At 72.5% G+C, this 23,873-nt stretch carries 25 protein-coding genes; 16 read left to right on the top strand and 9 right to left on the bottom strand.

The features are described from left to right. Positions 1 to 72 precede the first annotated feature (72 nt). Positions 73 to 852, top strand: coding sequence for a hypothetical protein (locus ACWCSV_RS09145; protein ID WP_451140061.1), 780 nt, complete (start codon positions 73 to 75; stop codon positions 850 to 852). Between the two features lie 52 nt (positions 853 to 904). Here the strand turns inward: ACWCSV_RS09145 and ACWCSV_RS09140 are convergent, their stop codons facing one another. Continuing rightward, the gene (locus ACWCSV_RS09140; protein WP_451140213.1) at positions 905 to 1,447 is read right to left on the bottom strand and encodes a MarR family winged helix-turn-helix transcriptional regulator; all 543 of its coding nucleotides are present in this window, start codon (positions 1,445 to 1,447) and stop codon (positions 905 to 907) included. 323 nt (positions 1,448 to 1,770) lie between these two features. After that, the gene (locus ACWCSV_RS09135; RefSeq protein WP_451140059.1) at positions 1,771 to 3,135 is read right to left on the bottom strand and encodes an MFS transporter; all 1,365 of its coding nucleotides are present in this window, start codon (positions 3,133 to 3,135) and stop codon (positions 1,771 to 1,773) included. A 315-nt stretch (positions 3,136 to 3,450) separates the two neighbouring features. Here ACWCSV_RS09135 and ACWCSV_RS09130 point away from each other — a divergent pair, with 315 nt between their 5' ends. The 11 genes from ACWCSV_RS09130 to ACWCSV_RS09080 are packed head-to-tail and all read left to right on the top strand — an operon-like array spanning position 3,451 to position 13,544. After that, entirely contained in the window at positions 3,451 to 4,935 is a 1,485-nt protein-coding gene (locus ACWCSV_RS09130; RefSeq protein WP_451140057.1) for an aldehyde dehydrogenase family protein, read from the top strand. Positions 4,936 to 4,988: 53 nt separating this feature from the next. Further along, positions 4,989 to 5,966 (top strand): VOC family protein, encoded by a 978-nt coding sequence (locus tag ACWCSV_RS09125; protein WP_451140055.1) that lies wholly within the window; start codon positions 4,989 to 4,991, stop codon positions 5,964 to 5,966. Further along, a complete protein-coding gene (locus tag ACWCSV_RS09120; RefSeq protein ID WP_451140053.1) occupies positions 5,963 to 6,760 on the top strand; it encodes an aspartate dehydrogenase domain-containing protein in 798 nt (265 codons plus the stop codon). Before ACWCSV_RS09125 ends, ACWCSV_RS09120 begins: the two co-directional genes overlap by 4 nt. Next, positions 6,757 to 7,545 carry an alpha/beta fold hydrolase gene (locus ACWCSV_RS09115; RefSeq protein WP_451140051.1) on the top strand — a complete coding sequence of 263 codons (789 nt, stop codon included), beginning with the start codon at positions 6,757 to 6,759 and terminating at the stop codon, positions 7,543 to 7,545. The genes ACWCSV_RS09120 and ACWCSV_RS09115 overlap by 4 nt, the downstream gene beginning before the upstream one ends. 11 nt (positions 7,546 to 7,556) lie before the next feature. Further along, entirely contained in the window at positions 7,557 to 8,078 is a 522-nt protein-coding gene (locus tag ACWCSV_RS09110) for a cupin domain-containing protein (RefSeq protein WP_386888256.1), read from the top strand. Beyond that, positions 8,071 to 8,826, top strand: coding sequence for an SDR family oxidoreductase (locus ACWCSV_RS09105; protein WP_451140047.1), 756 nt, complete (start codon positions 8,071 to 8,073; stop codon positions 8,824 to 8,826). The genes ACWCSV_RS09110 and ACWCSV_RS09105 overlap by 8 nt, the downstream gene beginning before the upstream one ends. Before the next feature lie 19 nt (positions 8,827 to 8,845). Continuing rightward, a complete protein-coding gene (locus ACWCSV_RS09100) occupies positions 8,846 to 9,634 on the top strand; it encodes an SDR family oxidoreductase (RefSeq protein WP_451140045.1) in 789 nt (262 codons plus the stop codon). 9 nt (positions 9,635 to 9,643) lie between these two features. Continuing rightward, positions 9,644 to 11,269 carry a thiamine pyrophosphate-binding protein gene (locus ACWCSV_RS09095; protein ID WP_451140043.1) on the top strand — a complete coding sequence of 542 codons (1,626 nt, stop codon included), beginning with the start codon at positions 9,644 to 9,646 and terminating at the stop codon, positions 11,267 to 11,269. Positions 11,270 to 11,325: 56 nt separating this feature from the next. Continuing rightward, positions 11,326 to 12,261, top strand: a complete 936-nt coding sequence (locus ACWCSV_RS09090) for a PDR/VanB family oxidoreductase (protein ID WP_451140041.1) — start codon at positions 11,326 to 11,328, stop codon at positions 12,259 to 12,261. 28 nt (positions 12,262 to 12,289) lie between these two features. After that, a complete protein-coding gene (locus ACWCSV_RS09085; RefSeq protein WP_451140039.1) occupies positions 12,290 to 12,526 on the top strand; it encodes a recombinase-like helix-turn-helix domain-containing protein in 237 nt (78 codons plus the stop codon). Position 12,527: 1 nt separating this feature from the next. Further along, positions 12,528 to 13,544 carry a Rieske 2Fe-2S domain-containing protein gene (locus ACWCSV_RS09080; protein WP_451140037.1) on the top strand — a complete coding sequence of 339 codons (1,017 nt, stop codon included), beginning with the start codon at positions 12,528 to 12,530 and terminating at the stop codon, positions 13,542 to 13,544. Positions 13,545 to 13,637: 93 nt separating this feature from the next. Here ACWCSV_RS09080 and ACWCSV_RS09075 read toward each other — a convergent pair whose 3' ends face one another. From ACWCSV_RS09075 to ACWCSV_RS09065, 3 genes are all read right to left on the bottom strand, one after another. Beyond that, positions 13,638 to 14,105 carry a hypothetical protein gene (locus tag ACWCSV_RS09075; protein ID WP_451140035.1) on the bottom strand — a complete coding sequence of 156 codons (468 nt, stop codon included), beginning with the start codon at positions 14,103 to 14,105 and terminating at the stop codon, positions 13,638 to 13,640. Further along, entirely contained in the window at positions 14,102 to 14,428 is a 327-nt protein-coding gene (locus ACWCSV_RS09070) for a hypothetical protein (protein WP_451140034.1), read from the bottom strand. The genes ACWCSV_RS09075 and ACWCSV_RS09070 overlap by 4 nt, the downstream gene beginning before the upstream one ends. Before the next feature lie 70 nt (positions 14,429 to 14,498). After that, positions 14,499 to 15,221 carry a DJ-1/PfpI family protein gene (locus ACWCSV_RS09065; protein WP_451140032.1) on the bottom strand — a complete coding sequence of 241 codons (723 nt, stop codon included), beginning with the start codon at positions 15,219 to 15,221 and terminating at the stop codon, positions 14,499 to 14,501. A gap of 211 nt (positions 15,222 to 15,432) precedes the next feature. Between ACWCSV_RS09065 and ACWCSV_RS09060 the strand changes: the two genes are divergently transcribed. Further along, positions 15,433 to 16,371: a GlxA family transcriptional regulator gene (locus tag ACWCSV_RS09060; protein WP_451140030.1), complete on the top strand. Its 939-nt coding sequence runs from the start codon at positions 15,433 to 15,435 to the stop codon at positions 16,369 to 16,371. On the opposite strand, the gene ACWCSV_RS09055 is transcribed toward ACWCSV_RS09060, so the two are convergent. After that, positions 16,350 to 17,297, bottom strand: coding sequence for a DMT family transporter (locus ACWCSV_RS09055; protein WP_451140028.1), 948 nt, complete (start codon positions 17,295 to 17,297; stop codon positions 16,350 to 16,352). The genes ACWCSV_RS09060 and ACWCSV_RS09055 overlap by 22 nt on opposite strands. A gap of 46 nt (positions 17,298 to 17,343) precedes the next feature. On the opposite strand from ACWCSV_RS09055, the gene ACWCSV_RS09050 reads away from it, so the two are divergent. Beyond that, the gene (locus ACWCSV_RS09050; RefSeq protein WP_451140026.1) at positions 17,344 to 17,883 is read left to right on the top strand and encodes a MarR family winged helix-turn-helix transcriptional regulator; all 540 of its coding nucleotides are present in this window, start codon (positions 17,344 to 17,346) and stop codon (positions 17,881 to 17,883) included. A 113-nt stretch (positions 17,884 to 17,996) separates the two neighbouring features. Here ACWCSV_RS09050 and ACWCSV_RS09045 read toward each other — a convergent pair whose 3' ends face one another. Beyond that, positions 17,997 to 19,076: a beta family protein gene (locus ACWCSV_RS09045; protein WP_451140024.1), complete on the bottom strand. Its 1,080-nt coding sequence runs from the start codon at positions 19,074 to 19,076 to the stop codon at positions 17,997 to 17,999. 286 nt (positions 19,077 to 19,362) lie between these two features. Continuing rightward, positions 19,363 to 20,205 carry an alpha/beta hydrolase gene (locus ACWCSV_RS09040; RefSeq protein ID WP_451140022.1) on the bottom strand — a complete coding sequence of 281 codons (843 nt, stop codon included), beginning with the start codon at positions 20,203 to 20,205 and terminating at the stop codon, positions 19,363 to 19,365. Positions 20,206 to 20,493: 288 nt separating this feature from the next. Here ACWCSV_RS09040 and ACWCSV_RS09035 point away from each other — a divergent pair, with 288 nt between their 5' ends. Continuing rightward, complete coding sequence (locus tag ACWCSV_RS09035) at positions 20,494 to 21,513, top strand: AraC-like ligand-binding domain-containing protein (RefSeq protein ID WP_451140020.1); 1,020 nt, start codon at positions 20,494 to 20,496, stop codon at positions 21,511 to 21,513. A 158-nt stretch (positions 21,514 to 21,671) separates the two neighbouring features. After that, positions 21,672 to 22,460, top strand: coding sequence for an SAM-dependent methyltransferase (locus ACWCSV_RS09030; protein WP_451140018.1), 789 nt, complete (start codon positions 21,672 to 21,674; stop codon positions 22,458 to 22,460). A 71-nt stretch (positions 22,461 to 22,531) separates the two neighbouring features. Here ACWCSV_RS09030 and ACWCSV_RS09025 read toward each other — a convergent pair whose 3' ends face one another. Continuing rightward, the gene (locus ACWCSV_RS09025; RefSeq protein WP_451140016.1) at positions 22,532 to 23,857 is read right to left on the bottom strand and encodes an alpha/beta fold hydrolase; all 1,326 of its coding nucleotides are present in this window, start codon (positions 23,855 to 23,857) and stop codon (positions 22,532 to 22,534) included. Between the last annotated feature and the right edge of the window lie 16 nt (positions 23,858 to 23,873).

Raw genomic sequence — 23,873 nt, 5'->3', positions numbered from 1 at the left:
CGACCGGGCTGATGTGATGCTGATCAGCCCGCCGGACTTCCGGCGAGGTGGCACATCGGGGAGGACACAGAAATGGTGACGCGGAGAACTCTGTCCGTGCTGTTGTGCGGCGTGGTGGCGACGGGGGCGATGACCGCGTGCGGTGGGAGCGGCACCGGAAGGTCGGAGGGCAAGCCCTCGCCGGTGCCGTCCGCGAGCGACGCGGAGCGCATGACCGAGGCACTGGCGCTGTTCAGGGGGTACCGGTCCTACGGACTGAAGGGGGAGGTCAGGGACGACGTGGGCACCCGGATCGACTTGCACGTCGACCGGCGGGGCAACTGCGCCGGAAGCTACGAAACGCTGGGGAACACCACCCGGTTCGTCATGGTCGGGAACCAGGTCTGGGAAACCTACGACGAGGGGGGCCTGAGCAGTTTCGTGGAATTCGCCAAGCTGGTGAGACCCGAGGCGGTGGCCTCCACGGAAGCGGCGGTCGAGAAGACGCGCGGCAAGTACGTGGAATGGTCGGCCCGTGAGCTGAAGAACGTCGTCGCCCTGTCCCTGTGCGGGATGGACCGGGCGTACGAGGAGGTGCCCGACTCGGTGACCACGGCCGAGCGGGGCAACGGCGGAACGAAGGACGGGGTACGCCTGGTCTCGCTCACACACCCCGAAGAGGACGGCGAGGTGGTCGTCCAGGTGCCCGAAACGGGCACGCCGACGCCTCGTCACATCGAGTTCGAGATCGGGGACGTACCTGTCCTGGTCGACATCGACGACCCGAACATGCCTTTCGAGGCGGAACCGCCCGCTCCTTCCGCCGTGGTTTCGGCGGACGACGCACGCGGGCTGGAACTGCCCATCGAGTGACGCCGCACCCACCACGGGCGCCGGAAAGGCGGCACTTCTCCTGGGCCACCGCCTATTCGGCGCCCGCCGGCTCCTCGTCGGAGTCGAGGATCGAGACCTCCAGCTTGCGCAGCAGCACGGCCAGTCGGCGCCGCTCGGCCGGGGAGAGCCCGGCGAGCATCCGGTCCTCGTTGTCGAGGTGCTCGGAGAAGACGGTGTCGACCGTGGCGAGGCCCTTCTCCGTGAGCCGGGAGTAGACCACCCGGCGGTCGTCGGCGACCCGCTCCCGCACGATGAGCCCGCCCTTCTCCAGGCGGTCGATGCGCAGGGTGACCCCTGCGGAGGAGACGAGCCCCGAATCAGCGAGCTGACCCGCCGTCAGACGGTAGGGCGCGCCCGCCCGCCGCAGCGCCGTCAGGACGTCGAACCCGGCGACGGAGAGACCGTGGCGCTCGATGGAGGCGGTGAGGCGCGTGCTGTAGCGGAGGAACGAGCGGTGGAGGCGCGCGAGCACTTCCAGTGGGCTCGTGTCCAGCTCGGGCCGCTCGCGTGCCCAGTCCTCGATCACCTTCGCGACGGCGTCGCGGTCCCCAGGCCTCGGTGCGGCCATCGTCATCACCTCGTACGGCTCGTGCCGATTTATCACGGTGCCGAGAATCTTACTGCTGAGACGATGAGGGTGGGGACGGGTGGCCGCAGGGCCGTCGCACCCGTGGAGCGACCGGATTCCGGCCGACGGGCGGCGCACGTCACGCACAGCGGCCCCGGGAGTGGCGAACAGCGCGACGCAGTGAATCCCGTGCGTGAGGATGACCGCCTGGACTGCGGAGACGGTCCTGCGGTCCGGCCGTGTCGGCGACGAGGGGTACTGGCGGAGGGGCCGCATCCCATGGCTGATCGCGGCCGAGGCCGGCACCCCCGCTCGCGGGGCCGGCCCCCTCAGGAGTTCAGCTCCTCCAGAGTCCGCCCCTTCGTCTCCACCGCGAACCACGCGATCACCGCGCCCACCCCCGCGACCACGGCGAGTTGGGCGAAGACGAGGGGGAGGCCGCCGCCGGAGCCGATGACCGCGCCGACCGTGACGGGACCGAGGATGACGCCGATCCGGTTCCACAGGCCGCCGAAGGCCGCACCCCTGGCCCGGGTGGAGGTGGGGTAGAGCTCGGGCGAGTAGAGGTAGAGCGCCGCGTTGATGGCGTAGAGGAAGAAGGTCGTACAGGACGCGAAGAGGGCGACCTGACCGCCGGAGGTCGCTCCGGCCAGTGCGAGGACGGCGAGCGAGAGCACGGTGCCGACGAGTGCGCCGACCAGGGCGGGCCTGCGGCCGACGCGGTCGATGAGGAGCGCGACGACGAAGGTGCCGAGCAGGCCGGTGACGTTGCTGACCAGGGTGTAGACGAGGGCGGTGGTCAGATCCAGGCCGAATTCCTTGGTGTAGAGCGACGGCAGCCAGGTGGAGATGCCGTGGTTGACGTAGTAGGCGACGAACCACAGGCCCGAGAGCACGGCGGTACGGCGCAGGTACGCACCGCGGAACAGGTCGGCGAACCGGCCCTCGGCGACATCCCCGGTGGCGCTTCCGGCGGCCCGGGGCAGCGGTTCGGCGGTGGAGCGGACGACCTCGGCCTCGATGCGCGCGAGGGCCGCCTCGGCCTCCTCGGTACGCCCACGGGCCAGCAGCCAGCGCGGTGACTCCTCGACCTGGCGGGGCAGGACGGCGGCGATCACGACGGGCAGCGCGCCGCCGACGAACATGGCGCGCCAGCCGAGGTGGGGCACGACCCAGACGGCGATCAGGGTCGCGGCGGCGAGGCCGGCGGGGAAGATCATCTCGTACAGCAGGACGAACCGGCCCCGCTTGTCGGAGCGGGCGATCTCGTTGATGTAGGTGGCGGCGACGGGCACCACGCCTCCGATGCCGAGCCCCTGGACGAAGCGGAAGAGCGAGAAGGTCTCGATCCCGCCGGAGAGGGCGACGGCGAGGCTGGCGAGGCCGGTGACGGCGACACCGAGGCCGACGGTGCGCACCCGGCCGATCCGGTCCCCCAGCCAGCCGGCCGCGAGCGCCCCGAGCAGCATGCCGACGGAGGCGGAGGTCACCGCGAAGGTGGCCTGGCCGGTGGTCAGGTGCCACTGCTTCGTGAGGACCGGCAGCGCGGACGCGGCCAGCAGCTGGTCGAACGCCTCGAAGAAGGTGACGGCGCCGATCAGGAACCGGACCTTGACGTGCCAGCGGGAGTGCGGCAGCCGTTCGAGCCGGGCGGAGATGGAACCAGAGGCCTGCTGGCCGGCCACAGTCGTCATGGGGGTCCTTCCGCGGATGACAGGAGTTCCCGCGACCCTAGGGTGATGTACCTAAGCGGTCAATGATTAAGCCCTTAGTAATCTCAATGTAACGCGCACGAGGCCGCGTTCGCGTCTCGAAAGAACGAGCGCTCACGGTGGCCGGAACGAGAAGTTCCGGGAGCGGGGTCTTGCGCGAATAAATTTAAGCGCTTAGATTTCTAGCACTTCGACACCCCAGGTGGACGACCACCCCCAGGACGACGCGCCCTGGCTCCCGCACCTGGATCGCGTCCGCAGGACCCATCCGAAATCCCGCCGTCCGGAGGTCTCTTCGTGCCCCACTTCTCCACCGACATCCTGGTCGCGGGCGTGTGGCGGCCCGGCACGGGCGAGCCCGTCGCCACCGTCGACCCGGCCACCGGCGAGGTCCTCGCCACCGTCGTCTCCGCGTCCGCCGCCGATGTCGCCGAGGCGGCCGAGGCCGCGGCGGTGGCGGTGGCTGACCCGGCCTGGCGGGACATGCTCCCCCACGAGCGCGCCCGACTCCTCCACCGGATCGCGGAGTTGACCGAGGAGGCGGCCGGTGAGCTCTCCGCGATCCAGACCGCGGACACCGGGAAGACCCTCGCCGAGACGCGGGCCCTCGCCGTCAGCGCGGCCGGCACCTTCCGCTACCTGGCCGCCGCACTGGAGACCGCCGAGGACACGATCACCCCGTCCCGGGGCCCGTACGTCACGGTGAGCACGCACGAGCCGATCGGGGTCGTCGCGGCGGTCAACCCGTGGAACTCCCCCATCGCCAGCGACGCCCAGAAGATCGCCCCCGCGCTCGCCGCCGGCAACGCGGTACTGCTCAAGCCGGCGTGCTGGACCCCGCTGGTCTCCCTCGCGCTCGGCCGCCTGATCACCCGGGCGCTGGAGGAGGCCGGACTCCCGACCGCGCTTCTCTCGGTGCTGCCCGGCAGTGGCCGGGTGGTCGGGGACGCGGTCGTACGCCACCCGCTGGTCGGCCGCATCGGCTTCACCGGAGGTACGGAGACGGGCCGCTCCATCGCGAGGGCCGCGGCGGAGAAACTGATCCCGGTCTCCCTCGAACTGGGCGGGAAGTCGCCGACCGTCGTGCGCGCGGACGCCGATGTCGAACAGGCCCTCGCGGGGGTTCTCTTCGGGATCTTCTCGTCCAGCGGCCAGTCCTGCATAGCCGGTTCACGACTCTTCGTCGCCCGGGAGATCTACGCCTCCTTCGTCGGTGAACTGGTCGAACGCGTCCTTGAGTTGCGGGTCGGACCCGGTACCGATCCGCGGACCCAGGTGGGCCCTCTGGTCCACCACCGCCACCGGGACTCGGTCGCCGCCTACGTGGATCTCGCCCGCTCCGAGGGCGCCAGGGTGCTCTGCGGCGGCGCGGTGCCCGAGGGCGAGGAGTACGCCGGCGGCGCCTACTACCTGCCGACCGTGCTGGACGGCCTGCCGAACACCTCGCGGACCTGCCAGGAGGAGATCTTCGGCCCGGTGCTGGTCGCGCTGCCGTACGACGACGAGGACGACCTGGTCCGCCAGGCCAACGACTCGGTCTACGGCCTGGCCTGCGGGATCTGGACCCGCGACCACCGCGCCGCCGCGCGGATCGCCCGGCGCGTCCAGGCCGGCACCGTCTGGATCAACACCTACAAGCAGTTCAGCGCCGCCACCCCGTTCAGCGGCTGGAAGGACAGCGGCCTCGGTACGGAGAAGGGGCGCGACGCGATCCGCGCGTACCAGCGCCAGAAGTCCCTGTACTGGGGCACCTCCGAACTCCCCCTCCCCTGGGCGCTCTGACGGACGCCTCAGGGCGTGCCGCCGAACTGCCCCACCGCCCCATGGAGACACTCATGCACCAGCCACCGCCCGGACCGGTCGCCCGGCTCCGCTCCCTGCGCTACGTCGAGCTGCACACGCCCGCCTTCTCCGAGGCCGCCGACTTCTACCAGGAGGTCTGGGGGCTCACGACCGTGGAGTCGGACACCGGCGCGCGCTGGCTGCGGGGCACGAGCGACGAGCACCACGTCCTCCACCTGACCGAGCGGGACCGGGTCGGCCTCGGCCGCCTCGCGTTCGCCGTGGCCACCCCCGCCGAGGTCGACGAGGCGGCCCGCCGCCTCGAAGCGCGGTCCATCGTGCCGGTGTTCGGGCCTGGTGCGCTCGAACAGGCGGGCGGTGGATACGGGTTGCGCTTCACCGACCCCGAGGGGCGGCTCATCGAGATCAGTGCCCAGGTGCACGCGGTCACCCCGCGCGGCCGCGAGGAGGCCGTACCGGTCGGAGTGACGCACGCCGTGCTCAACACCACGGACATCGACGCGGCGGTGGCGTTCTACCGCGACGTGCTGGGGCTGCGGGTCTCCGACTGGTCGGAGCACCAGATGGCGTTCCTCCGGTGCAACGCCGACCACCACTGCATCGCGTTCAACCAGGCCGAGTGGACTTCGCTCAACCACGTGGCGTACGAGATGAGTTCGGTCGACCACTTCATGCGGGGCATCGGCCGGCTCCGCCACCACGGCATCACCCCGCAGTGGGGACCGGGCCGCCACGGTCCGGGCGACAACACCTTCTCGTACTTCACCGACCCCTCCGGGCTGGTCTGCGAGTACACCTCCGAGGTCGCCCAGATCGTCGAGGACGCCTGGATCGCCCGGGTGTGGCGGCGGGTCCCGGAGCTCTCCGACCTCTGGGGGACGGCCGGGGCGCCCTCGGAGGAGATCCGCTGCCACATGGCCGGAACGCCCGACCCCGGTCCGCTCGCGCCCGTGGACGCCCCGCCGACAACCGATGCACCTGTACCCGCATCGAAGGAGACTGCCGCATGAGTGCCGTACGCAAGGTTGGCCTGGTCGGCTGGGGTGCCATCGGCCGCGTGGTCGGCACCGCCCTCGCCGAGGGCCGGGTGGCGGGAGCCGAGTTGGCGTGCATCGTCGACAACCGCCCGCTGGGCGAGGCCGCGCCCGCCCGGCAGGTCTCCTTCGAGGAGGCCCTCGAGCTCTGCGACCTGATCGTGGAGGCGGCCGGTCAGGGCGTCGTACGCGAGTGGGGCGAGCGCGTCCTCGCCTCCGGCACCGACCTGCTGATCGCCTCCAGCGGGGCGCTGACCGACGAGGAGCTGGCGAAGCGGCTGCTGAACACCGGTCCCGGCCGGGTGTACTTCACCGGGGGTGCGGTCGGCGGACTCGACCTGCTCCAGGCCGCGTGCTCGCTCGGCCCGCTGGACGAGGTCCGCCTCACTACCACCAAACTGCCGTCCACTCTCGAACAGCCCTGGATGGACGCGGAGTTGCTGACGCGGATGCGGACGGCGACGGGACCGGTCGAGGTCATGTCCGGTACCGCGCGCGACGTTCCGGTCAAATTCCCCAAGTCGACGAATGTGGCCGCCTCGGTCGCGCTGGCCGTCGGCGACCTGGACACTGTGCGGGTCCAGGTCGTCGCGGATCCGGCGGCGCACCGTACCCGGCATCTGATCGAGGCGTCCGGCCCGCACGGCTCGTACCGCTTCGAGGTGGCGCACCGGCCCGACCCCGAGAACCCGGCGACCAGCCAGGTCGTGCCGTACGCGGTGCTGCGCGGTCTCGCGGCGCTCGCCGGCCGCAGCGGGCAGATCCTGTGACCGCGCCCGCCCGTGTCCACGTGGTGGAGGCCGGGGAGCGGGGACCGCTGCTGCTCTGCCTGCACGGCATCGGCTCCTCGTCGGCGGCGTTCGCAGCCCAGCTCGCCGAACTCTCCGCGCACGCACGGGTAGTGGCCTGGGACGCCCCCGGCTACGCGGCCTCGCCCGACCCCGGGGAACCGCTCACCCTCGACGGCTTCGCGGACGCGGCGGCCGGGCTGATCCGGGAGCGGGGCGGCAGCGCCCACGTCCTCGGGGTCTCCTGGGGCGGGGTGATCGCGCTGCGCCTCGCCACCCGCCACCCGGAGCTCGTGGCGTCCCTGATCGTCGCCGATTCGAGCGCCGGTTCCGGCACCGACCCCGCGAGGGCCGAGGGGATGCGTGCCAGGGCCGCCGAGCTGGCGGAGCTGGGCCCGCGCGCCTTCGCCGAGGCCCGCGGCCCCCGCCTGGTCTCCCCCGACGCACCGGACGAGCTGGTCCGGCGGGTCGTGGACACCATGGCCGCCTCGGTCCGGCTGCCCGGCTACACCCACGCCGCGGAGTCGATGGCCTCGGCCGACCTGCGGAGCGAGCTTCCCTCCGTCGCCGCGCCCACGCTGGTGCTCTGCGGCGACCAGGACCGGGTCACCGGCGTCGACGCGAGCCAGGTCATCGCCGGGGCCGTCCACAGATCCGCCTACGTGATCGTCCGCAACGCCGGTCACCTGGCCAACCAGGAGCAGCCCGGGCACGTCAACGCCTGGGTGCTCGCCCACCTCAGGATCACCGCATCCATACCCGAGTAGGAGTCTCTCCCATGCCGCTCACCACCACCGCGTACGACAACGGCGACGACCTCTCCGCGTACACCGACTCGCTCATCGCCTCCAAGGAGTCGCGCGTCGCCGACTTCGACACGCTGTCCTTCCAGGAGAAGGCGGGCCCGCAGTACCGGCGCGGCCAGATCCGTTACGTCGGCTCCGGCGCCACCGGCAACCACGAGGGCGACAGCCGGATCATCCCGTCCGGCGGGTTCACCTTCTCCAACATGCTGCTGCCCCCGGGCGCCGAGGGCCCGGCCCACACCCACCACGACGTCGAGGAGGCCTTCTTCGTCCTGGAGGGCGAGGTCAAGGTCGGCATCCACCGCGGACCGGACGAGGCGGAGTACCGCACCCTCGGTTACCGCGACATGATCGTCGTGCCGGCCGGGGTGACCCGCTCGCTGAAGAACGAGGGCGACACCGACGCGCTGTTCTGCGTGGTCATCGGTACCCGTAAGCCGCAGGTGCCGTCGTACCCGGAGTACTCCCCGATGCACGGTGTCACCCGTGACTGACCGCGGTCCGGACGGCGTACGCACCGTCGTCGTCACCGGTGCGGGCCGTGGCCTGGGACTGGCCATGGCCCGCCGGGCGGGCGCCGACGGCTTCCGGGTCGTCGTCGCCGAGCTGGAGCGGCAGCGGGGCGAGCGGGCGGTGGCCGGGCTGCGCGCGGAGGGCCTCGACGCGCACTTCGTGCGGTGCGACGTGGCCGATCCCGCCTCGGTGGCGGACCTGGCCGAAGCCGTGCGCGGACTGGGGCCGCTGTACGGCCTGGTGAACAACGCGGCGCTCGCCAACGGGGTGGGCGGCAAGGAGTTCTGGGACATCGGCGTCGAGGTGTGGGACCGGCTGATGGCCGTCAACGCCCGCAGCCCCTGGCTGGTGTCGAAGGCGCTGTATCCGCTCTTCGGCCCGGTGGGCCGCATCGTCAACCTCGCCTCGGACGCGGCTCTTTACGGCTCGCCCCGGCTCGCCCACTACATCGCCTCGAAGGGCGCGGTCATCGCGCTCACCCGGGCCATGGCGCGGGAGCTCGGCGAGCGGGGGATCACCGTGAACGCGGTGGCCCCCGGTCTGACCGAGTGCGAGGCGACCGAGACCGTGCCCGCCGAGCGCCACGACCTCTACCGGGCCAACCGGGCCATCTCCCGGCCGCAGCGGCCCGACGACCTCACCGGGATCGTCTCCTTCCTGCTCGCCGAGGAGTCCCGCTATCTGACCGGACAGGTGGTCGCCGTCAACGGCGGCTTCACCATGAACTGAAGCGCAGGAGATACGAACCATGGATCTGGGCCTCGCGAGCCGCACCTACGTGGTGACCGGCGGCAGCTCGGGCGTCGGCCTGGCCACGGTCCGCGCCCTGCTCGACGAGGGCGCCCATGTGGCGACGTGCGGGCGCGACGCCGCACGGCTGGCCACGGCCGCCGACGGGCTCGGCGCCCGCCCCGGCCGACTGCTGACGGAGGTGTGCGATGTACGGGACGCCGAGGCGGTACACGATTTCGTCCGGCGGGCCGCCGAGGAGTTCGGCGGCGTCGACGGGCTCGTCAACAACGCGGGGCAGTCCCGGATGAAGGGGCTCGACGACTCGACCGCCGAGGACTGGCGGGACGAGCTGGAGCTGAAGTTCGCCGGGGTGCTGCACCCGTTGCGGGCCGCCCGTCCGTATCTCGCCGCCTCCCCGGCGGCGAGCATCGTCAACATCAACGCGGTGCTCGCGAAGCAGCCGGAGACCCGGCTCATCACGACGAGCGCCGCCCGCGCCGGCATTCTCAACCTCTCCAAGTCCCTGTCGGTGGAGCTGGCCGGCGACGGCATCCGGGTCAACTCCGTCTGCCTCGGGCTCGTCGACACCGGCCAGTGGACCCGCCGCCACGCGGCGGCCGGCACCGGCCAGTCCTACGAGGACTGGCAGGCGGAGCTGGCCGCCGACCGCGGGGTGGCGCTCGGCCGGCTCGGCCGCGCCGAGGAAGTCGCCTACGCCGTGGTCGCGTTGCTCTCGCCCCGCGCCTCGTACATCACCGGCACCGCCATCGACGTCTGCGGCGGCGTCGGCCGTTCCATCCTCTGAGGAGTCACCATGCGTCACGACAACGGAGGCGATCTCCTCGTCGCCGTCCTGCGGGAACTCGGCATCGACACCGTCTTCGGCATCGTCAGCGTGCACAACCTGCCGCTGGTGGAAGCCGTCGACCGCGACCTGCGGTTCGTACCCGTGCGGCACGAGGCGTCCGCCGTCAACGCCGCCGACGCCTACGGGCGGGCCCGGGGCTCGCTCGGCTGCGCGCTGACCTCGACCGGTACGGGCGCGGGCAACGCGGCCGGCTCGCTGATCGAGTCGCTCGGCGCGGGCAGTTCGGTGCTGCACGTCACCGGCCAGGTGGAGAGCGAATTCCTGGGCAGCGGGAGGGGGTTCATCCACGAGACCAAGGACCAGATCGGCATGCTGGAGGCCGTCTCGGTGTACGCGGCGAGCGTGCCGGACACCGAACGGGCGGGCGTGATCCTGCGCGAGGCGGCGCGTGCGGCGATGGCCTCGCCCGGCGGTCCGGCGAGCGTGGAGTGGCCGATCGACCTCCAGTACGCGGCGCAGTCCGACGAGGCGGCCGTGCCGGCCGCCCGTGCCCTGCCCCCGCTGGTGGAGAGCGCCGCTGCTGCCGCCGGGGCCCTGCTCGCCGCCGCGCGCCGCCCGTTGATCTGGGCGGGCGGCGGGGCGAACGGCGCCCGGGACGAGCTGGCCCGGCTGCTGGAGGCGACCGGCGCCGGTCTGCTCACCTCCAACTCCGGCCGGGGCGCGGTTCCCGAGGACCACGGGCAGGTCATCGGCAACTTCGCCACCACGCCGGCGGTGCGCGCGCTCCTCGCCGACGCGGACGTGCTCGTCACGGTCGGTACGCACTTCCGCTCGAACGAGACGGCCGACTACACGCTGGAACTCCCCGGAGCGCACCTCCAGATCGACGTGGACGCGGCGGCGCTCGGCCGGGTGTATCCCGCCGCCCATGCCCTGCACGCGGACGCGTCGGAGGCCCTGGCTGCGCTCCTCGCGCACGCCCGGCCGGCCGAGGAGGGCTGGACGGACCGTGTCAGGGCCGTCCGCACCGAGGTGCGGGAGAACCTGCACGAGTCGATCGGACCGCAGGCGGCGATCTGCGACGCGATCCGCGACGCGCTTCCCCGCGAGGCGGTGGTGGCCCGTGACGTCACCATCCCGTCGAGCAGTTGGGGCAACCGGCTGCTGGAGATGTACGACCCGCGCGACAACGTCTTCCCGCGCGGCGGCGGCATCGGTCAGGGGCTCGGCATGGGCATCGGCGCCGCGCTCGGCCGCCCGGACTCCCCGACCGTGGTGATCGCCGGCGACGGCGGGCTCGCCGTCCACCTCGGCGAACTCCTCACCCTCGCCCAGGAACGGCCCGCGCTCACGCTGATCGTCTTCAACGACGGCGGGTACGGGGTACTCCGCAACATGCAGGACCGGTACAGCGAGCGGCGCTCCGGGGTGGACCTGGTGACCCCCGACTTCGAGCTGCTGGCGCGCGCCTGCGGCCTGCCGTACGCGCGGATCTCCGCCGAGGAGCACGCCGCCCCGGTACTCGGCCACGCCATCGCCTCGGGCGGTCCGGTGCTGGTCGAAGTCGACCTGACGGCCCTCGGGCCGATGAAGAACCCGTTCACCCCGCCCGTGCGGATTCCCGGGCGGTAGCCCGTGTCCGCTGCTGGATCCCGCCACTCGAACTGCCGGTAAGGAGGCACCTGGCCATGAGCGAGAAGTCGCTGGAGCTGATCGTCCGCCGTATGACGTGGGAGGCCGAGGGCGTACTGTCCGTCGAACTCGCCGACCCGCACGGCAAACCCCTGCCCGGCTGGACCCCGGGCGCGCACCTCGACGTCCACGTCGGCGGCCGGGTCCGCCAGTACAGCCTGTGCGGGGACCCCCAGGTGCTGGACGCCTACCGCATCGGGGTGCTCAACGAGCCCTCCTCGCGCGGTGGTTCGCGGTACGTGCACACCCAGCTGCGCCCCGGGCAGCTTGTCACCGCCTCCGAGCCGCGCAACCGCTTCGCACTGGAGGAGGCGGGCTCGTACGTGTTCGTCGCGGGCGGCATCGGTATCACCCCGCTGCTCGCGATGGCCCGGGAGACGGCCCGGCGCGGGGTGCCGTGGCGGCTGGTGCACGGCGGCCGGAGCCGCGCCTCCATGGCGTTCGCCTCGGAGCTGGACGCGCTCGGCGGGGACGTCACGCTCGTCCCGCAGGACGAGCGGGGCCACATCGACCTCGACCGGGCGCTGACCGGGCTGCCGGAGGACGCGCTGGTGTACTGCTGCGGGCCCGAGCCGCTGCTCGCCGCGGTCCAGGAACGCTGCCCCGAGGGCCGGCTCCGGCTGGAGCGCTTCGCCGCCCCGGTCGTCGGACGCGGCGGTGACGAGGCCTCGTTCGAGGTGGAGTGCCGTACGTCGGGGGTGACCCTCACCGTCGGCGCGGACACCTCCGTCCTGGAGGCCGCCGAGGAGGCCGGGCTGCCGGTCGACAGCTCCTGCCGCGACGGGATCTGCGGATCCTGCGAGACCCGGGTCATCGAAGGCACCCCGGACCACCGCGACTTCCTGCTCAGCGAGGCGGAGCACGCCGCGAGCGCCACGATGATGATCTGCGTCTCGCGGTGCGCCTCCGGCCGTCTCGTCCTCGACCTGTGACCTCTCCCCCGCACTCCCTGGAGACACCATGAACGACACCACGACCGGCGCCTGGCCGTATCTGGACGTCCACCAGTCCCGGACGCACGAGCCGACCCCGTACGAGTACAGGCTCGCCGCAACCCTCGAAGAGGTCTTCACCAAGGAGGGCCACGAACTAGTGGACGTGGTGCGCGGCCTGAATGCTCGTCAGGTGCACGCCGCCGACGGTACGCCCTGGACCGAGGAGTCCTTCCGCGCCGAGATCACCCGACTGGGAGCCTGACATGACACTGTCGTCCTCCGCCACCGCGGACCACATCTACGCCACGGGGCTGCGCAACCAGTGGCACCCCGTCGTCCCCTCGCACTTCGTCGCCCCGGGCGCGATGCGCCGGGTGACCGCGCTCGGCGAGCAGTGGCTGCTGTTCCGCCGCTCGGACGGCGCCCTGTCGATGCTGGCCGACCGGTGCCCGCACCGGGGCGCACCGCTCTCGCTGGGCAAGCACCTCGGCGACCGGGTCGCCTGCTGGTACCACGGCGTGGAGGTGGAGGGCGACGGCACCGTGTCGTCCGTCCCCGGCCTGCCCGGATGCAGCCTGGAGGGAAGGAAGCTGGTCACCTCGCTGCCGGTGCGGGAGGTGGCGGGCGCGGTCCTCGCGTACTTCGGCGACGAGGAACACCCGGAGCCGCCGGAGCTGACGCTGCCGGAGCCGCTCGACGACGACGGGGTGTCCGCCTTCCTCTGCTACGCCGAGTGGGATGTGCCGTGGCGGTACGCCGTGGAGAACCTGCTCGACCCGATGCACGGGGCGTTCCTCCACCACGACTCCCACACGATGTTCGACGGTGACACCACGGCCAAGTTCCGTATCCGCGAGACCGATCGCGGCTACTTCTTCGAGAAGACGGACCAGCGGGGCGTCAACTTCGACTGGGTGGAGCTCTGCCGCACCGGTGTGGACTGGGTCGACCTGTCGATCCCGTACCCGCCGTCGGCCGGCCCCGGTGGCCCCTTCGGCATCGTCGGCATGGTCTGCCCGGTCGACGAGGAGCGCTCCGGCGTCTTCTTCTGGCGCTACCGCCGGGTGGCGGACTGGCAGCGGGCCTCCTGGCGGTTCCTCTACCGGACGCTGATCGAGAAGCGCCACTGGGAGGTGCTGGAGCAGGACCGCGTGATGCTGGAGGCGTTGCCCGCCGACGCGGACCAGCGGGAGAACCTGTACCAGCACGACCTGGGCGTGGTGCGGCTGCGCCGGCTCTACCGGGCGGGGGCGGCGGCGCAGTCGGTGGCCACGCCGTAGGCCTCTCGTCGGATCATGCCGAGGTTGGCCGGCATCACGATCGACGAGACGAGTTCGGCGTGGGCCGTGATGCGCAGGGGCGAAGGCGCACGGTCACGTTCCCGTGGTGGAGCCGGGGCGGACGATCATCAGAACGGTGACGGTTGCCCACAGGAGGTTGAAGACACCGGTGAGCATGGCGAGCCGGGCGCCCGGGGGCAGGGCGGGGCCGGGTCTTGATGTCTGCGCGGCGGTCAGGGCCCGGTCCTGGGCGGGCAGGATCAGCAGGCCCAGGACGGCGGCCGCCGCGGTGGTCAGGACGACCGAGGTGATCAGCCATCCGTTGCCGAGGACGCCGAGGCTGCCGGCCGTGGCGAACCCGAAGACGGGGACCGCGATGCCGATGCCGGCGTAGACGCGGCAGATGCGGTGCAGGGTGCGCAGGCCCGCGAGTGCCTCGCGGTCGCCCGGGGCGCCGTGGGCGCGACGGAGCGCTCCGGGGAACATGCTCGCGGCGACCGTGACCGGTCCTACGGCCAGCACCGCCGCCAGGACGTGCAGGGAGAGGAAGAGTTTCGTCATGCCCGACGCTCCACTGCCGCGGGGCCGGCAAGGCGCCGGCCGGTGACCTTCGAGGCCGGAAGCCGTCCGGCCCTGGAGGTGCCGGTCAGCGTGTCACCGTCCACCGTGACCGCGAAGGCCAGGTTCAGGCGCAGGGGCTTGGTGATGGCCTGCTTCCAGGTGATCCGGTCACCTTCGAGGGTGATGTCGCCGAGCGGGACGGTCTCGCCCGCTCCGTGGGCTGTCCCGGTCAGGACACCGTCCTGCCGGGCGAATTCGACCACGGCTTCGATCCTGCCGACGGGGGTGGAGATGGACAGGTCCCAGACGCCTTCTGCGGCCATGGTGCTGTTCTTCCTTACGAGTGCGGTGCGTTGGGGTGCGTTGAGGTTGAGGTGCGGGCGGCACATGTGGTCAGAGGACGGCGGGTGCGGGGCCTTCGTTTCGCCAGACGGTGCCGCGGCGCTCGTAGGCGAACAGCTCTTCGACAGCGTGGGCGATCCGGGGGCCCACCATGCGCTCCAGCAGGTACAGGCCCAGGTCGAGGCCGGAGGTGACGCCGGCCCCGGTGACGAGGTCGCCGTCGTCGACGACACGGGCGCCGACCGCGTGGACGCCGGTGGCGTCGAGCAGGTCCAGGCCCCTGTGGTGGGTGGTGGCGTAGCGGCCCTCCAGCAGACCGGCCATGGCCAGGACGAGCGAGCCGCCGCACACCGCGCCGAGCGTCACCTCGGGGTTGTCCCTGGCCGTCTTCAGCAGCGCGGGCAGCTCGGTCGTCAGGGCGCGTCCCAGCAGTACGGGGATCAACTCGTCCTGCCACCCTTCCCCGGCCGCCGCCTCGCCGTCCTGCCGCCCTTCCCCGGCCGCCGCCTCGCCGTCGGGAACTTCGCCGGGCTCTCCCACGCGGCCCGAGGCGCCTGGGACCAGGATCAGGCCCGCGCGTGCGGGATCCAGGGCGGCGGTGGCGCGCAGTACGAGGCCCCCGGTGCCGCCGACCACGTCCCGGGGGCCTTCCGCCGAGACCAGTTCCACGCTCACCGCGCCGCCGGAGGCGGTACCGCCGGCGTACAGCACTTCGTAGGGAGCGACGACATCGAGCGGATCGAAGCCGTCGTACAGGACGATCTGGGCATGCATGGAGAAGTTCCTTCGTGGGCGCTCGGTATCCGGCCGGTGCCGGAGCCGCTCCCGACGCTAGCCCGGCGTCGACCCGCGCCCCAGTGGCACGAGTGACACCTTTCAACGGGATAACGCCATGACACCGGGTAAGGCCCTGAACCGGTCAAACTGCCGGACTCAGGGCGCCTAGGCCGCGTCACGGCCACGGAGGGTCAGGTATCTTCTCGCCATGCACGCCATTGCCGTCCTCGCCCTGGACCAGGTGATCCCCTTCGATCTGTCCACACCGATCGAGGTCTTCTCCCGCACCCGTCTCCCGGACGGACGCCCCGGCTACCGGATCCGCGTCTGCGGCGAGCGGCCGGAGATCGATGCCGGCGCCTTCACCGTGCGCGCGCCCTGGGGACTGGAAGGTCTCGAGGCCGCGGACACGATCATCGTTCCGGGTACCGCCGACCTCGCGGCCCCGCTCGCTCCCGCCGTCCGCGACGCGCTGCGCGCGGCCGCCGCGAACGGCACGCGCATCGCCTCCATCTGCTCGGGCACGTTCCCCCTGGCCGCCACCGGTCTCCTCGACGGCCTGCGCGCCACCACGCACTGGGCCGCGGCCGGTCTCCTGGCCGCGGCCCACCCGGACATCGAGGTGGACCCGGACGTCCTGTACGTCGACAACGGCCAGATCCTCACCTCCGCCGGCGCCGCCGCCGGCCTGGACCTGTGCCTGCACATGATCCGCCGTGACTACGGCTCGGCCGTCGCCGCCGACGCCGCCCGGCTGTCCGTCATGCCTCTGGAACGCGAGGGCGGGCAGGCGCAGTTCATCGTCCACGATCACGTGCCCGCCCCTCAGGGATCGACCCTCGAGCCGCTGCTCGCCTGGTTGCGGGAGAACCTGGGCTCCGATCTCGCCCTCGCCGACATCGCAGCCCACGCCGGGACGAGTACCCGGACCCTGATACGGCGCTTCCGCGAACAGACCGGCACCACCCCGCTCCAGTGGCTCCACCGCGCACGCGTCCGCCAGGCCCAGCATCTCCTGGAGACCACACGCCATTCCGTCGAACGCATCGGTGTCCAGGTCGGGTTCGGATCGCCCACCGCCTTTCGCGACCGGTTCAAGAAGACCACCGGTGTCAGCCCGCAGAGCTACCGCCGCACCTTCGGCTGACGCGGCCCTTCGCGCTGCTCCCATGGGCCGGCCCTTCCCGGAGCAGGATCGGAAGCGGTCGGCGCTCCGGGTTCGACGGCCGCCCTGCCCGGCCGTCCGAGCAGCACGCCCGCGAGGATCAGCGCCATCCCGGCGAGCTGCCGGCCGGTGAGCCCCTCCGCCGCCAGGGCCGTGCCGAGCAGGACGCCGGTGACCGGGTTGAGGAGGCCGACGAGGCCGACCGTGGCGGCCGGGAGCAGGCGCAGCGCCGCGAACCAGGCGAGGAAGGCGAGGGCGGTGGCGACGAGGGTGACGTAGCAGAAGCCCAGGAGCGCACGGCGGTCCAGCGGTGGCGGTGCCCCCTCGCGCACGGCAGCCGCCGCCAGCAGGAGTACGCCGCCGAAGCAGAGCTGCCAGGCGGTGGTGGCGAGGACCCCGGCGCCGGAGCTCCAGCGCTGGGAGAGCACGTACCCCAGGGAGGAGACCAGCATCGCGGAGACGGACGCGATCAGGCCGCCGGTCCCGCCGCCTCCGGTACGGCCCCACATCATCAGGGCCACCCCGGCGAGTCCGCTCGCACCACCGGCCAGGTGGACGGCGCGGGGGCGCTGGGCGAGCAGGGCCCAGGCGGTCACCGTCATGACCAGCGGGGAGAGCGCCATCACCATCGACGCCGTGCTGGTCGCCAGGCGCTGGGCGGCGATGTAGACGAGCACGAAGAAGGCGCTGGTGTTCAGCAGCCCCAGCACGGCGGACCGCCACCACCAGGCGCCGGTGGGCCGGCTCCGGGCGAGGAGCAGCAGCAGGCATCCGGCGGGCAGGGCGCGCAGGGCGGCTCCCCAGAGCGGGTCTCCGGCGGGGAGGTAGTGGCGGGTGACGTAGTAGGTGGCGCCCCAGGCCACCGGCGCCACGGCGGCGATGGCCAGGCCTCGCACATTGGCTTCCATGGAAGACATATTAGCTTCCCAGGAAGCCAATCGCTAGGGTGGGGTCATGCAGCAGCCCCACGAGCACCAGGACCCGCCGTCCGATCACGTGGCCCGCATCCAGGCCGCCTGGCGCCGCGAGCGCCCCGACCTCGACGTCGGCCCGCAGGCCGTCATCGGCCGCCTGCACCGGCTCGCCGCCCTGCTCACCCGGGAGTTGTGCGTGGTCTACCAGCGGTACGGCCTCAGCGAGGGCGAGTTCGACGTCCTCGCGGCGCTGCGCCGGGCCGGTGCCCCGTACGAGCGGGCCCCCGGGGAGCTGGCCGCGCACACCATGGTGACCACCGGGGCGATGACCAAGCGCATCGACCGGCTGGAGCGGTCGGGGCTGGTGACCCGGCGCCGGGGCGACGGGGACGGCCGGGGCCGGGTCGTCGCCCTCACCGTGCCGGGCCGGGAACTCATCGACCGGGCCTTCACCGACCACATGCACAACGAGCGGCGTCTCCTCGCCGCACTGCCCCCGGCGCAGGCCGAGGCGCTGGAAGGCGCCCTCACCACGTGGCTCGCCGAACTGGAGGACCCGCGCGGCAACGGGCGGAGCTGAGACCCCGCGGGCGGAGCCGGGGCATCCCGGCGGGCGGAGCCGGGAGCTCAGGCCCGACGGCCGGAGCCGAGACCCGCCCGCCGGGCCGAGGCCCGGCGGGCCGACCTGGCGTCTCATGCCGCGGCCAGGCTCCGCACCACATGGGTCATGTGCTGGACGTTCCCGACCCGCAGCCAGGTGGCGGCGTTGCCCGTACCCGGACCGTCCGAGCCGGTGCGCACGGCGGGGTGGGTCAGCGAGCGGGCGCAGTCGCGCAGCCAGCACTCCCCCGAACTCGCCAGCGCGCCACGGAAGTCGGGCAGCCTCAGGAGTGCGCGTGCGGCCTCCCGGTTGGCCCTCGCCCGGTCCGGGCCGCTGTGCAGGACCTTCACCAGCGCGAAGGTCCGGTCCGTGGTGTAGCGCAGGTAGCCCCAGTCCGGCCCGCCGCGCTGGTCCGGCCGGTAGGGGCGGGCGAGGGCGGTGGCCGGCTGGACGCCGTAGTCCCCGAACCCGAGGGCGGTGAGCCGGCCGCCGGGGCTCCGCCGTATCTCCTGCCAGACCTGCCAGTCCCTGCGGGGCTCCTCCCGCACGCCCCGGTGCAGCATCTCGGCCGTCACCTGCGGGAACCCTCCGCCGATGGTGACGACGGAGCGCCAGTCGGCCAGCGGGAGCAGGGCGTCGAGGGCGCGCAGCGCCTCCTTCGGCGCGCCGGGCCGGTCGCCGAGGACACCGCCGAGATCGATCAGCAGGTCGAGCTCCACGGCACGGCCCGTCCGTGCCACCAGCCGGGCCACCGCGCCGGTGAGCCCGTGGTCCCACTCGCCGGGCACCGGCACCCGGATGCCGAGCGGGCGCCCGTACTCCACCGCCGTCGCGACCGCCGCGCCCTGCTGGGCGGCGGGCCGCAACGGCCCGGTCACCGGCCGGAACGAACCGAACTCCACGTATGCGGCGAACACTTCGGCGAGTGTCGAGATCTGCGCCTCCTCTGCGAAGGGGGCGTCGAGCCACGCCGGGCCCCCGGTCTGGACCCGGCTCACCTCGGCGACCTCCCGCCGGACGGCTGCGGCCAGCGAGGCGCCCCGCACATCGGGGTGGGGCGGCAGGCTCCACAGGGGCGTGACGCCGTCCCGGACGGCGGGCCGCAGATCGCGGTAGGCCCGGGCGGCATGGCTGCGCACCGGGAGTACGGGAACGTACAGAAGTCTCGGCATGGCGGCTCCCCTGGGGACAGTCCTGCGATCCCTGGCGACCGTTCCGGCGGCGCGGCACGTTCGTACGCGTACGTGCTCGTTCGTACGCGTACGTACCAAGGAGGCTCTCCCCGCCGGGGGGATTCCTCCCGGGCGCCGTCGGCACGGTTCTCCTGCGGGAAGGGTCCTCGGCGTCCGGGGGCCGCGAAAGGGGGCCGAACCGGACGCTCTGGCCAAAAGGCGTGCGGGGACCGAAGGGACGGCCGCCGCCTCGACGAGCCTGGGCGGCGGCGATCCCTTCGACACCTCAGTCGGTGAACCGCTTCACGAAGTCCAGCGCGGTGTCCGCGACTTCGCGCCAGCCGGAATCGATGGTGAGCGCGTGGCCGCGGCCCGCGATCTCGGTGATCTCGGTGACCGCGACCCCGTTCTTCTCCTGCTTCTTGTACGAGGCGTTGGCGATGGCCCAGGGCACGGTGTGGTCCTTCTCGCCGGAGATGATCAGCAGGGGCCCGCGTTCGGGGCTGCGGGTGTCGACCTTCACCTCGGTCCAGGGGTTGAAGTTCGCGGCGGCCGCCTGGAAGAGGGGTTCGCCCGGCGCGGGGACCGCGAATCGCTCGTACAGCTCCCTCGCCTCCTCCTCGCTCACCGCGTTCGCGAAGGAGTAGCGGAACTGGTCGTAGGTCAGGGGCACGGCCCGGTGGTAGTTGGCCGGGTTGCCGAGTACCGCACTGGCGGCGCGCAGCGAGGAGACGGGCAGCGGGAGGACGCCCCGGAAGGGGGCCGGGTCGATGGCGACCGACACGGCCGCGAGGCCCCGCCCGGCGAGCATCTGGGTGATGAGCCCACCGAAGGAGTGCCCGATCACCACGGGTCTGCGGTCCAGGCGTTCGATCAGGGAGGCGAAGTGGTCGGCGACCTGGCCCACGCTCTTGCCCGCGAACACCTCGGGGTGGGCGTTGGCGTCGGCCACCGTGTCGGGGTCGTCCGGCCAGCCGGGCGTGAGGGGGGCGTAGCCCGCTTCTTCGAAGACGGTGGCCCACCGGTCCCAGCTGCTGGGCAGCAGCCACAGACCGTGGACGAAGACGACGGGGGTGCGGTCGCCCTCATTGATGCGTTCGATGGCCCGGAGATCGGCCGATGCGGTCATGTGTGTTCCTCTCTGGTTCCTCCCAGCCTGCACGGCTCCCGACCGCTCCGGGCCCCTGCCGGGCGAGCTGTGCACGATGGGTCAACCGGACCTCACGGCAGGGCTGTCGGAGGCGGACGGGCCGGATTCGGGCGACTTGCGCGCCTCGTCCGGCCGCACGGCGCGGACTTGTTGTCCCGACGGTGCACAACACGGCGTCGCAACGACCACGCAGGGCCGGGGCGCCCTACGCTGCCCGGGTCGTCCGCCGTCGCGCACCGCGTCGGTCCGCATCCCGAGGAGGAACCGGTGAAGACCGTCTGGGGGACCTCCGCCCTCCCCGTCCTGGACCGCGCCGAAGCGCTGCGCGAGACCATCCGCGAGCAGGTCGTCCCGGTCGATCTCGTCCTGCCGGCCCGCCCCGACCAGGTGTTCGCCGACGTCACGATCTCCGCGCTCGGCTCCCTGCAGATCAGCACGGTGCGGGCGAACCCGGCAACCGTCCACCGCACCCCGCGCCTGGTGAAGGCGGACGCGGAACCGGTGCTCTTCGTCAGTCTCCAGGTCTCCGGGCACAGCACCGTCGCGCAGGACGGCAGACACGCGGTCCTGCACCCCGGGGACCTCGCCTTCTACGACACCCGGCGCCCGTACACGCTCCTGTTCGAACGGGGCGTGGACGCACACTTCTTCCGGGTTCCCCTGGCGGAACTCGCGCTCCCAGAGCTCGCGTTGCGCGCGGTGACGGCCCGGACGCTCGGCGGCGGGAACGGCCTCGCGGGGCTGGCCTCCGGCTACCTCACCCGTCTCGCCACCGGACCCCGGTTCCACGAGGGAACGGCGGCACGGCTGCTCGCCTCCCCGACCCTGGAGCTGGTCCGCGCCGTCGTGGCCGGGGAGTCCGGCAGTGACGCGCTCGCGGCCGGGGCGCTGCACGAGACGCTCGGCACACGGATCGTGGAGCACCTCCACACCCGTCTGGGCGACCGGGACCTGACGCCGTCGTCGGTGGCCCGCGCCCACCACATCTCGGTACGGCACCTCTACGCGGTGCTGGCCCGGCGTGGCATCGTGTTCGGCTCCTGGGTCCGCGAGCAGCGACTCGACGCCTGCCGCCGCGAGTTGTCCCGGGTGCCGCCCAACGGTGAGACGATCGCGGCGCTGGCGCACCGCTGGGGCTTCTCGTCGACGGCCCACTTCAGTCGAGCTTTCAAGGCCGCCTACGGCGTTTCGCCCCGGGCCTGGCGCGAGGCCCGGATGCCGGCTGCGACACCGGCTCCGCATCCGCTTCCGCCTGCCGGGGACGAGGGCCCGGGCGCCCAGGCATGACGTGCCGTCAGGTGTGCGCTCACCTGCCCGGGACGGTGTGCGGGGGCGGGTTTCAGGGGGGACGCGCACACACCCTCCACAGGGAGGTACGGTCATGCCGTGCGGGCAACCGGGCCCCCGGCCAACTGCACCCGTTGAAGCGCGAGTAGGAGATTCCGATGGCCCCTGACGACATTGAGTTCCGCAAGAAGATCCGTGCCGACATACCCCACTCCGCGCGGGTGTGGAACGCATGGCTGGGCGGAAAGGACAACTACCCCGTGGACCGGGAGCTGGCGGACGCGGTCACCGCCGCCTACCCGGCGACGGCCGCCATCGCGAAGGCCTCGCGCGCCTTCCAGGCCAGGGCGATCCGCCACCTCGGCGGTCTGGGTGTGCGCCAGTTCCTGGACGTCGGCACCGGGCTGCCGGTGGAGAACAGCACCCACCAGGTCGCGCAGGCCATCGATCCGTCCTCCCGGATCGTGTACGTGGACAACGACCCGATCGTGCTGGTGCACGCCGCGGCGCTGCTGACCAGCTCGCCCGAGGGCGCCACCGCCTTCGTGGACGAGGACCTCACCAACACGGATGCCGTGGTGGACGAGGCGGCGAAGACCCTCGACCTCACCCAGCCGGTCGCGGTGCTGCTGCTGTCGACGCTGGGGCACCTGCTCCCCGACGACGGGATCAAGGTGGTCCAGTCGTACATGTCCCGGATGCCGTCGGGCAGTTACCTGGTCATCTGCGACACCATCAAGACCCCGGAGACCCTCGCCGCCCAGGAGGCGTACGACTCCGGCGACAACCCGCCCTACCTGGTGCGCGAGCCCGAGGAGATCACCGGGTGCGCCGAGGGCCTGGAGCTGATCGACCCCGGGTTCCTCTCCATCACGTACTGGCGCCCCGACGGCGAGCCCGAGGGCCCCGGCGTGGACCAGTGGGGCCTCGTCGCCCGCAAGCCCTGACGCTCCGGGCACCATGACCGGGGGTCCCTCCGCGCGGAGCGGGGGGACCCCCGGCGTTTTCCGGTGCGGGGTCAGGGCTGCAGCGGCATGGTCCAGCAGTTGGAGCTCGCGGACTTGCCGGCCAGCCGGTCGGTCAGCCAGGAGATGGCGTCGCCCTGGTCGGTGAGGAGCGGGACGAGGTGGTTGGTGACGATCTTGTCCCCGAGATTGGGAAGGACGATGGCGTCGTAGGTGACGTTCGCGCCCTTGCGGCACCAGTCGACGGCGAGTTGGCGCGCCTGGGCGTGCGGCACGATGTCGTCCTGGATGCCGGTGGCCACCCGTACGGGGGTGGTGGGCTTGAGGTTGCCGATGCGCTGGGCGTCGAGCGTGGACTTGAGCTGCGGGATCGTGTCGACGAGCTGGCTCAGGGACTTGCCGCTGGTCGTCCACGAACTGCTCTTCTTGAAGCCGTACCCGAAGAGCGCGTCGCCGATGCACATCGTCGAGAGGTCGGCGAGGGCCGCTCTGCCGGCCGCGTTGATCTGGGCGTCCGCGATGGGCTGGAGGGACGGGTCGGTCTGGAGGAAGCCGTTCAGGGACCAGCCCAGGGCGCCGGCCAGGGCGCTGCCGTCGATCCCCTTGATGGTGGCGGCCAGGTCGGCCGGGGGTGCGCCGACGTAGGCACCGGCCAGTTTGACGTCCGGCGCGTAGGCGGGCTGGAGTTCGGCGGCCGAGGCGCTGGCGCCGCCGCCCTGGCTGTAGCCGTAGAGCCCCACCGGGGAGGCGGCGGTGACGGACGCCCCGCTCACCCCGCGCGCCGCGCGGGCGGCGTCGAGGAGGGCGTGGCCGCCGTCGACCCGGCTGACGTAGGTGTGCAGCCGGTCGGTGGCGCCGAGGCCCGCGTAGTCGGTGACGACCACAGCGGTACCGGCGGCCAGCAGCCGGTAGACCGAGAGGTCCTCGTATCCGATGGAGACGGTGTCGCCGTTGAGCGTGATCGGGTTCTGGAGTCCCAGCGAGGCCGCGCACTGGTCGCCCTGCCCCATCGTGCCGGGCGCCAGGGCGACGAGCGGACGCGGTCCGCTCCCCTTCCACGCGGCCGTCGGTTCGATGTAGGCGCCGGTCACGGCCACCGGAGAGCCGTTGGAATCGGTCGACTTGTACATGAGCCGGGTCGCCCTGCCCGGCAGCGGGCCGCCCAGACTGGGCAGGCTCAGCGCCAGCTTGAGCGGTTCGGTACGCACCAGCGCGCCGTCCGCCGCGGGGAGGGTCTCGGGCGGGGTGTAGAAAGCCGGGATCTCCACGCCCCGGGAGACCACCGGAGCGGTGGCGGCGGACGCGGGGAGCGTCTGGGCGCCCAGGCAGGCCACGGCGGCGATCCCGGCCGCCAGCAGACGCCCGGTGATCACCCCCATGGTGCCGCGCCTGGCC

It is taken from the genome of Streptomyces sp. NPDC001770, assembly GCF_053596135.1.
Note: the sequence above shows the minus strand (reverse complement) of the source record. Positions and strands in the feature narration are given on the sequence as shown.

Coding starts and splice junctions, on each gene's coding strand:
- ACWCSV_RS09145 (WP_451140061.1), top strand. CDS start 73: ATGGTGACGCGGAGAACTCTGTCCGTGCTGTTGTGCGGCGTGGTGGCG.
- ACWCSV_RS09140 (WP_451140213.1), bottom strand. CDS start 1,447: ATGACGATGGCCGCACCGAGGCCTGGGGACCGCGACGCCGTCGCGAAG.
- ACWCSV_RS09135 (WP_451140059.1), bottom strand. CDS start 3,135: ATGACGACTGTGGCCGGCCAGCAGGCCTCTGGTTCCATCTCCGCCCGG.
- ACWCSV_RS09125 (WP_451140055.1), top strand. CDS start 4,989: ATGCACCAGCCACCGCCCGGACCGGTCGCCCGGCTCCGCTCCCTGCGC.
- ACWCSV_RS09120 (WP_451140053.1), top strand. CDS start 5,963: ATGAGTGCCGTACGCAAGGTTGGCCTGGTCGGCTGGGGTGCCATCGGC.
- ACWCSV_RS09110 (WP_386888256.1), top strand. CDS start 7,557: ATGCCGCTCACCACCACCGCGTACGACAACGGCGACGACCTCTCCGCG.
- ACWCSV_RS09100 (WP_451140045.1), top strand. CDS start 8,846: ATGGATCTGGGCCTCGCGAGCCGCACCTACGTGGTGACCGGCGGCAGC.
- ACWCSV_RS09095 (WP_451140043.1), top strand. CDS start 9,644: ATGCGTCACGACAACGGAGGCGATCTCCTCGTCGCCGTCCTGCGGGAA.
- ACWCSV_RS09090 (WP_451140041.1), top strand. CDS start 11,326: ATGAGCGAGAAGTCGCTGGAGCTGATCGTCCGCCGTATGACGTGGGAG.
- ACWCSV_RS09085 (WP_451140039.1), top strand. CDS start 12,290: ATGAACGACACCACGACCGGCGCCTGGCCGTATCTGGACGTCCACCAG.
- ACWCSV_RS09080 (WP_451140037.1), top strand. CDS start 12,528: ATGACACTGTCGTCCTCCGCCACCGCGGACCACATCTACGCCACGGGG.
- ACWCSV_RS09075 (WP_451140035.1), bottom strand. CDS start 14,105: ATGACGAAACTCTTCCTCTCCCTGCACGTCCTGGCGGCGGTGCTGGCC.
- ACWCSV_RS09070 (WP_451140034.1), bottom strand. CDS start 14,428: ATGGCCGCAGAAGGCGTCTGGGACCTGTCCATCTCCACCCCCGTCGGC.
- ACWCSV_RS09065 (WP_451140032.1), bottom strand. CDS start 15,221: ATGCATGCCCAGATCGTCCTGTACGACGGCTTCGATCCGCTCGATGTC.
- ACWCSV_RS09060 (WP_451140030.1), top strand. CDS start 15,433: ATGCACGCCATTGCCGTCCTCGCCCTGGACCAGGTGATCCCCTTCGAT.
- ACWCSV_RS09055 (WP_451140028.1), bottom strand. CDS start 17,297: ATGGAAGCCAATGTGCGAGGCCTGGCCATCGCCGCCGTGGCGCCGGTG.
- ACWCSV_RS09050 (WP_451140026.1), top strand. CDS start 17,344: ATGCAGCAGCCCCACGAGCACCAGGACCCGCCGTCCGATCACGTGGCC.
- ACWCSV_RS09045 (WP_451140024.1), bottom strand. CDS start 19,076: ATGCCGAGACTTCTGTACGTTCCCGTACTCCCGGTGCGCAGCCATGCC.
- ACWCSV_RS09040 (WP_451140022.1), bottom strand. CDS start 20,205: ATGACCGCATCGGCCGATCTCCGGGCCATCGAACGCATCAATGAGGGC.
- ACWCSV_RS09030 (WP_451140018.1), top strand. CDS start 21,672: ATGGCCCCTGACGACATTGAGTTCCGCAAGAAGATCCGTGCCGACATA.
- ACWCSV_RS09025 (WP_451140016.1), bottom strand. CDS start 23,857: ATGGGGGTGATCACCGGGCGTCTGCTGGCGGCCGGGATCGCCGCCGTG.